The 5,763-nt window shown below is 43.8% G+C and carries 9 protein-coding genes and 2 pseudogenes; 1 reads left to right on the top strand and 10 read right to left on the bottom strand.

All coding sequences use genetic code 11. The features are described 5' to 3' along the window. The 4 genes and pseudogenes from Xsto_RS19795 to Xsto_RS19780 all read right to left on the bottom strand — a co-directional run. Positions 1 to 231: pseudogene (locus tag Xsto_RS19795) on the bottom strand (terminase large subunit); the annotation flags it as partial. A 2-nt stretch (positions 232 to 233) separates the two neighbouring features. Next, positions 234 to 695 (bottom strand): phage terminase small subunit P27 family, encoded by a 462-nt coding sequence (locus tag Xsto_RS19790; RefSeq protein WP_099126195.1) that lies wholly within the window; start codon positions 693 to 695, stop codon positions 234 to 236. Between the two features lie 235 nt (positions 696 to 930). Next, entirely contained in the window at positions 931 to 1,299 is a 369-nt protein-coding gene (locus Xsto_RS19785; protein WP_099126194.1) for an HNH endonuclease, read from the bottom strand. Between the two features lie 3 nt (positions 1,300 to 1,302). Beyond that, positions 1,303 to 1,605 carry a hypothetical protein gene (locus Xsto_RS19780; RefSeq protein WP_099111809.1) on the bottom strand — a complete coding sequence of 101 codons (303 nt, stop codon included), beginning with the start codon at positions 1,603 to 1,605 and terminating at the stop codon, positions 1,303 to 1,305. 81 nt (positions 1,606 to 1,686) lie between these two features. Between Xsto_RS19780 and Xsto_RS21740 the strand changes: the two genes are divergently transcribed. After that, the gene (locus tag Xsto_RS21740) at positions 1,687 to 1,833 is read left to right on the top strand and encodes a hypothetical protein (RefSeq protein ID WP_169926707.1); all 147 of its coding nucleotides are present in this window, start codon (positions 1,687 to 1,689) and stop codon (positions 1,831 to 1,833) included. A gap of 35 nt (positions 1,834 to 1,868) precedes the next feature. On the opposite strand, the gene Xsto_RS19775 is transcribed toward Xsto_RS21740, so the two are convergent. From Xsto_RS19775 to Xsto_RS19755, 6 genes and pseudogenes are all read right to left on the bottom strand, one after another. Continuing rightward, positions 1,869 to 2,720 (bottom strand): KilA-N domain-containing protein, encoded by an 852-nt coding sequence (locus Xsto_RS19775; RefSeq protein WP_099126193.1) that lies wholly within the window; start codon positions 2,718 to 2,720, stop codon positions 1,869 to 1,871. 687 nt (positions 2,721 to 3,407) lie between these two features. Beyond that, complete coding sequence (locus Xsto_RS22440; protein WP_244590471.1) at positions 3,408 to 3,944, bottom strand: Kiwa anti-phage protein KwaB-like domain-containing protein; 537 nt, start codon at positions 3,942 to 3,944, stop codon at positions 3,408 to 3,410. A gap of 35 nt (positions 3,945 to 3,979) precedes the next feature. Beyond that, complete coding sequence (locus tag Xsto_RS22435) at positions 3,980 to 4,312, bottom strand: hypothetical protein (protein ID WP_244590470.1); 333 nt, start codon at positions 4,310 to 4,312, stop codon at positions 3,980 to 3,982. 19 nt (positions 4,313 to 4,331) lie between these two features. Further along, positions 4,332 to 4,850 carry a hypothetical protein gene (locus Xsto_RS19765; protein ID WP_099126192.1) on the bottom strand — a complete coding sequence of 173 codons (519 nt, stop codon included), beginning with the start codon at positions 4,848 to 4,850 and terminating at the stop codon, positions 4,332 to 4,334. 123 nt (positions 4,851 to 4,973) lie between these two features. After that, the gene (locus tag Xsto_RS19760) at positions 4,974 to 5,423 is read right to left on the bottom strand and encodes a lysis protein (protein WP_099126191.1); all 450 of its coding nucleotides are present in this window, start codon (positions 5,421 to 5,423) and stop codon (positions 4,974 to 4,976) included. Next, positions 5,420 to 5,662 (bottom strand): annotated as a pseudogene (locus Xsto_RS19755) (lysozyme); the annotation flags it as partial. The gene Xsto_RS19760 and the pseudogene Xsto_RS19755, both read right to left, overlap by 4 nt. Positions 5,663 to 5,763: the final 101 nt, after the last annotated feature.

Raw genomic sequence — 5,763 nt, 5'->3', positions numbered from 1 at the left:
GTCCATCAGTTCTATGGGCTTGCCGGTCAATGCCCCTTTGACATGCGGAACAAATTTGTAAAAGTTCAGGATATGCTGAGCACGGGGTTCACTGAATGTGATTCCCCGGGCTTCGCCGGTTTTCAGGTCCGTCAGGAAGCGCTGGCAGGCCAGTCTCACCAGTTCCCCGGCGACAATCTCCCCCGCCACGACCCGCTCGGCGTAGCGAATGCCGTCAGCCACTTTTGCCATGCTTAATCCCTCATTTGTAAAAATTCAGTCAGCGGATCGGCCTTGTCTTCCCCGACCATATTGACCTTTGTCCGGCTGGAGGGCGACATGCCGAACGCGCTGAGCATGGCGTGAATGCGTTTCCACGCATCGGCTTTCATGCCGGCTGCCGGGTGTGCTTTGATTAATCCTTGATCGGTGCGGTAGGTGTAACCTTCGCTCTCCAGTGTGTCGCAGTGCGTCCGGTATTCGACGTAGGCCTCAATCAGCAGTTCAAGGGCTTTCGCATCCAGACTGGTTAATACACCGACTTTATCCAGTTCCCCGGCGATCCGTTCATGCCAGTAGCGGCCCATTTTGCCGAAATGCTTCGGGATCGGGGGCACCCCTTTTTCCGGCTTTGGTTCGCTCGCGTTTATCGGGCGTTTTGATGGGTTACCCCTCACCAAACGCAGGTGAGTGGGGGTTGGCGGTCGTCCTGCCATGTGATTTCTCCTGTCAAACGGTGCAGTTGGGGCACCCCAAAAAAAGGTTTGTATTTCGCGGCGATCTGAAAAGAGGTTAGGCGGCGGTCCTCAAGGCACGAGAGGGGTAGCGATCTCACCTCCCCCTCCCCTGATGTGACCATGACAGCGGTAATAGTTTCAATTTGGAATTAAATCATCCAACCATTGTTCCATTGAGATAATGCCATCCGATACATTTACGCATGAGGATTGGTTACCTGTCTTCGAGTGACTCTCTCAGTCGTTCGGTTGCTGTCTTACGGCTATGGCAGGCCTCACACAACAATTGCAAATTTGATAACGCATCCGTCCCACCCTGTGCCTTGGGTGTCATGTGGTCTACTGTGGTGCCTGTCGTGGCTCGCCCTTGTCGTAAGCATTGCTGACACAGGTGTTTATCCCGTTGCTTGATAGTGGCTCTGAGTTTGTCCCATTGGCTGCCATAACCGCGAGAATGTCGGCTCTTGCCTTGTTGGTGAGCCTGCCAGCCGGTATGCAGATGGTCAGGACAGTAGCCGCTGCGATCAGTTGTGGTCTTGGGGCAACCTTGCTTGCGACAGGCTCGGGGGATGCGAGGTGGCATGCCTTACTCTCCTGAGGTTAGACCTGTGAGCTTGATAGGTTCTTCACCTGCAGTCTGACTCCAGTCGTTAAACTCACTGATCGCCCGTCTGAGGTCAATATCCGCAGCAGTAATGTCTGCCAGTAGTGCATTCATTTTTTCTGTATCAAGTACCGGAAATCCCTTCTGTGGGTAATACCCCTCTGTCAGCTGGAAAGCTTCCTTTGCTAATTTTTTCAGGCGCTGATTCCTGTATGCATTGAGTGCATCTATCTTCTCTTTTAAGACTTGGCAGCGACCAATCGCTTCATAGTTCGGTTCTGTCATCGTGGCCTCTCGTCGTATTAACCTAATATCCGATAATCGGACTTTGCTTTTCTGTATAGCAATCGTGACTCGTGAATCAGGATGGCAATACAGGCCGTCTCTCCGGCTGTCACATCACTTCGTCTGCCTACAGCGGATGTTGCTGATAATGACCTGTTATTCTCAGGGGCATGGGTTATTTTTGATTCTGTCTGTACACTCGATGAAAAGGAGACATGTCATAGCTAATACCGACAGACGGCGATAACCCGGCGCGAGTAAAACTAATGCCTCATGGCGGAATAACTGAATTCCCGCTCCATCGGTAATATCAGCAGACCCTGCTCGCCTGACTTGCCAAATGACTGAACGCAACGTGCTTCAAAGTCTTTGTAGTCCACGCAGCTATTCGCCAGTATAGTGATTGCTTTCAGTTGCTCTTGTACCAGTTGCTTAGCTTCTGGCTTAAGATATTGATGGATCTTATCCCCGCTGCCTTTGGCGGCTTCTCTTGCCTCTGCATATACCGAATCAGGCAGCACAACCTGATACACCCATTTAGCGGTGATCATGCCAAACAAGGATGGCGTACCACCGACATGACCGTGATAGGGCAATCCTGACATACGACTGAGTGCCTGATAGAAAGGTTGCTGAAACTGCTTTTCCCACGTAACAGGCTTATCGAGAAGAAAGATGGCATTGATACGCGGGTCGGTGAATGTGGGTTGATTACCCCGGATTAATACGTCTATTTGTTCATCACACCAGATTTCGAAGTCAACAGATAACCAGCGAGCAAAACGGATAGCGAGTTTTGGGTGAAGCCACGTTCCACCTTTCGGCCCACTTTTAGCAACTACCAGTTTAGTTTTCTTGGTCAGCCTGAGTATTTTTGCTTTTGTTGATGGTTTTTCTATTCCTAACTTCTTGATTTCGCTTATTTCCTGCATGGTGCAGGTTTTACCATACACCTTATTACTTAAAGCCACTAAGTATTCCAATGTATCTAACAGATACAACCAGTTAGTTACTTCCTTACCAAACTTAGCTGCTACATCTGTAGCATTGATCCACCCTTCTTCATTAAAGCGAATAGGGTGACCGTCATACTCAAATGGAATGATGTTGCTCATGCGTTTTACCTGCTCTATGAAATGAACCCTCGCCGAAATAGGAAACCAGCCCACCGAAGGCTCGCCAGCCATAACTGGTGACCTCGAAGGCTCATTTCGATAGGGTTAGGTTCGGTGCAATTGAGATGCGCTTTCGGTGCGCGGTGAAAATAAAAATGCCACCAGTTCGTATGCGTAGGGTACGCGGTGAGAACGAAGTGGCAGCATGAGTTATCCGTATTCCTTTAACCACTCAGGGAATGGGTAAAGAAATATTGGGTTTAATTTCAGGCGCTAATCAATTGTTAAGCATTATTCGCTTGTTGTTGGGCGAAGATGGGTTTATCAGGTTTTATGGTAGTAATGTTATAAACGATGCGGAGAATAACTATGAAAAAGTATCTTCTTCTTTGCCTAGTGGCAGGCACTGCGCTTTTAGCACCAATGCAGACCTACGCTTCGATTTGCGAGTATATGAATGGTCGTGATTGGGTTAGCTGTATGACTTCATGCATAGCATTTTACCATGATTACGATACTTGCCTATCTTTATAATAACTTCCGATAGGACGGTAGTGCTCCTGCCGTCCTCTCATCCACACTGCGACCTAACATACTCCTGCAACCCCAGAATTATTTGCTCTGGGGTGTTAGCTAAAACCTTAAAGTGATTTACTGGTTATCATTTATTGCAAGATATCAATCACACTAAGTTTCCTTCACTTTTTTCTTAGAGTTTGTCTGATATAGTGTCTGAGTGATTTGCGAAGTGAAATAGTCCTCATCCAGAAAACTCAATAACCTCTTAATATGCTTTTTCTCTTGCGGTATGATGATTTTCTTTTTTCCATTTTCTTCGTGTATATCTAATTCAAGATGTACTCCGTTTTCGTTAGCAACCGTTAATAACGCGTCTACAGTATGGAGCTCTAATATTCTTGATTTATTTATCAAAGACACCTTCTTTCTTATCACTGTGTCAGCAATAGTAGTGAGGTCAAAGCCATTCGATACATGAAAATGCTCGTGATTAGAAAACGCGATTAAATCATCATTAGTTGCTTCCTTAAAGTATCCATCAACATCAAAAATTCTTCTTAGCATATGAAAACTTTTGAATTTTAACTTATCGTTATCAAGTATCGCTGTTAATTTATTATCAATGGACAAACCGTCAGAATCGGACAACTTAAATGTATTTTTATCTTGGACTAACCTATGGAATATCGTTTTTCTGTTATCTATTATCTGCCTTTTATCAAAACACTGTAGATAAGCTTTTATATTGCCACCCCCCCTTGCAATGAGGGAATAACTTCACCAGAGAATAACGCCTTTATATTAAAGATAGATATATCCTGTGGGTCCCACTCCTGAATTGAGTCAGGTGTTTGTATTGCATCAAGAACGCCTATAACATCATCAAAATTATCAATACAAAAATACTCGGCAGCACTGGCAATATAACCACCACTAAATTCAACTGACGCAGTGTAATTACTTTCAAAATAGTCTTTTTGTTTTTTAAATAAGTCAGTTAAAGACATTTGTGTTTTTGAGTCAGTAAGGATTTTCACAATTTTACCAGTATCGGTTATAGCAAATAATTCCATAAATTATTTCCTTTGTGAATTAGACAACAATATATGTATGTGATGTCAACCTTATAACATTTAATCTGCTGTTATTCACTGTATTTAATTCGCTTTTCGTAATCAGGACAAAACTAATACCGGTATCATCTTCCGCTTCATAAAATTTATATCCGAAGAATGATAATAATGGATTAAAACTATACCCCTCAGAGAAAGAAACATAAGCAAGCAAACTGATGTAGAAAAATGCAGCTATTTTCCAGTCAAGAAATGTTCCTGACGTACTAAGTAATGGAAATAAATATGTCAAAAAATAATTAGTTACTTCCTTGTTAGCGGGAGTGGCTGTTTTTATGTTCTTTTTCGTGCGCCCAGAATGTAGGATGGAATATTTTAATATCAAAACACAGAGACAAACACTTATTACACCTACAAATATATACACACTGAGCATGGTGTATTTTTTCTGAATAAAAGCTAAATATGCCAATGTAATGCATACAGGAGCCACAGAGGTTGCAGTTAATGCAAAACGAGCAAGTTTGCTTAAAAACATTTACACCCCCCTCATAACTGTATAAAAAAACAGTGTACATTAATTTAACCCAGAACAGAATAGTTAATTTATATTAAATAAATAAGGCCAACTCAAACAATAATATATCAATTATTCGATCGACTATTGACATTCAGTCTTAATATAATCCTGCAAATATCTCAGTTTTGCCCGGTCGTTGATGATGTCTTCTCGGATATCGAGAACAGTTTGTCCAGTTTCTCTAGGGAGTTCGACGGTGGTTGCATTGACCACGCTGACGGAGGGAGTGGCCTCACGCACAGGACAGGTGGCCTTGATGCGCAGCTTGCGACGACCAGTGGCAACATCAGCCCGAAGAGTGTCAATTTCAGTCTTGGCATTGGCGAGTTTCTCTATGTAGATTTCGTCTAATTTTGCAAGTTGTTCAAGGCGCTCTTGCTGCTTATTTATGGCAATGACCTGTGCGTCATACTGCAACTTTAAGCTGGTGTATTCTTCGGCCTTGTCCTGATACTCGCTGTAGTAGAACCAGAACATACCGACGAGTAGTCCCATTACACCGAAGGTAAAGTACTGACTGTGGAATCTCATGATAAAAACATCTGTTGCTCAGATGCCCTACGCTTAGTCAGACCGTTCATCACTTTACCTGCTGCTTTATTCCATCTCTGGAATTCATCGGCTGCACCTTGGTAGTCACCTGCATTGAGCTTTTTCAACAAGGTAGAACGAACAAAGTTACCCGCACCACAATTGAAGATGAACGAGCACAGGGCATCAAACTGTCCCTGAGTCAGTGATACCTTCACGGCTGATTCAAGGGTGAGGTAAATAACCCCAATTCCGCTTAAGCTATTGCTGAAATATCTTCTTCTGAGTAGAAAATTTTCAGTGATGGCTTTTTCTCTTTAAGGCAGTAAGCAATCAATCC

The organism is Xenorhabdus stockiae, from assembly GCF_002632825.1.
GTDB lineage: Bacteria > Pseudomonadota > Gammaproteobacteria > Enterobacterales > Enterobacteriaceae > Xenorhabdus > Xenorhabdus stockiae.
This window is presented reverse-complemented; position numbering and strand designations above follow the sequence as displayed.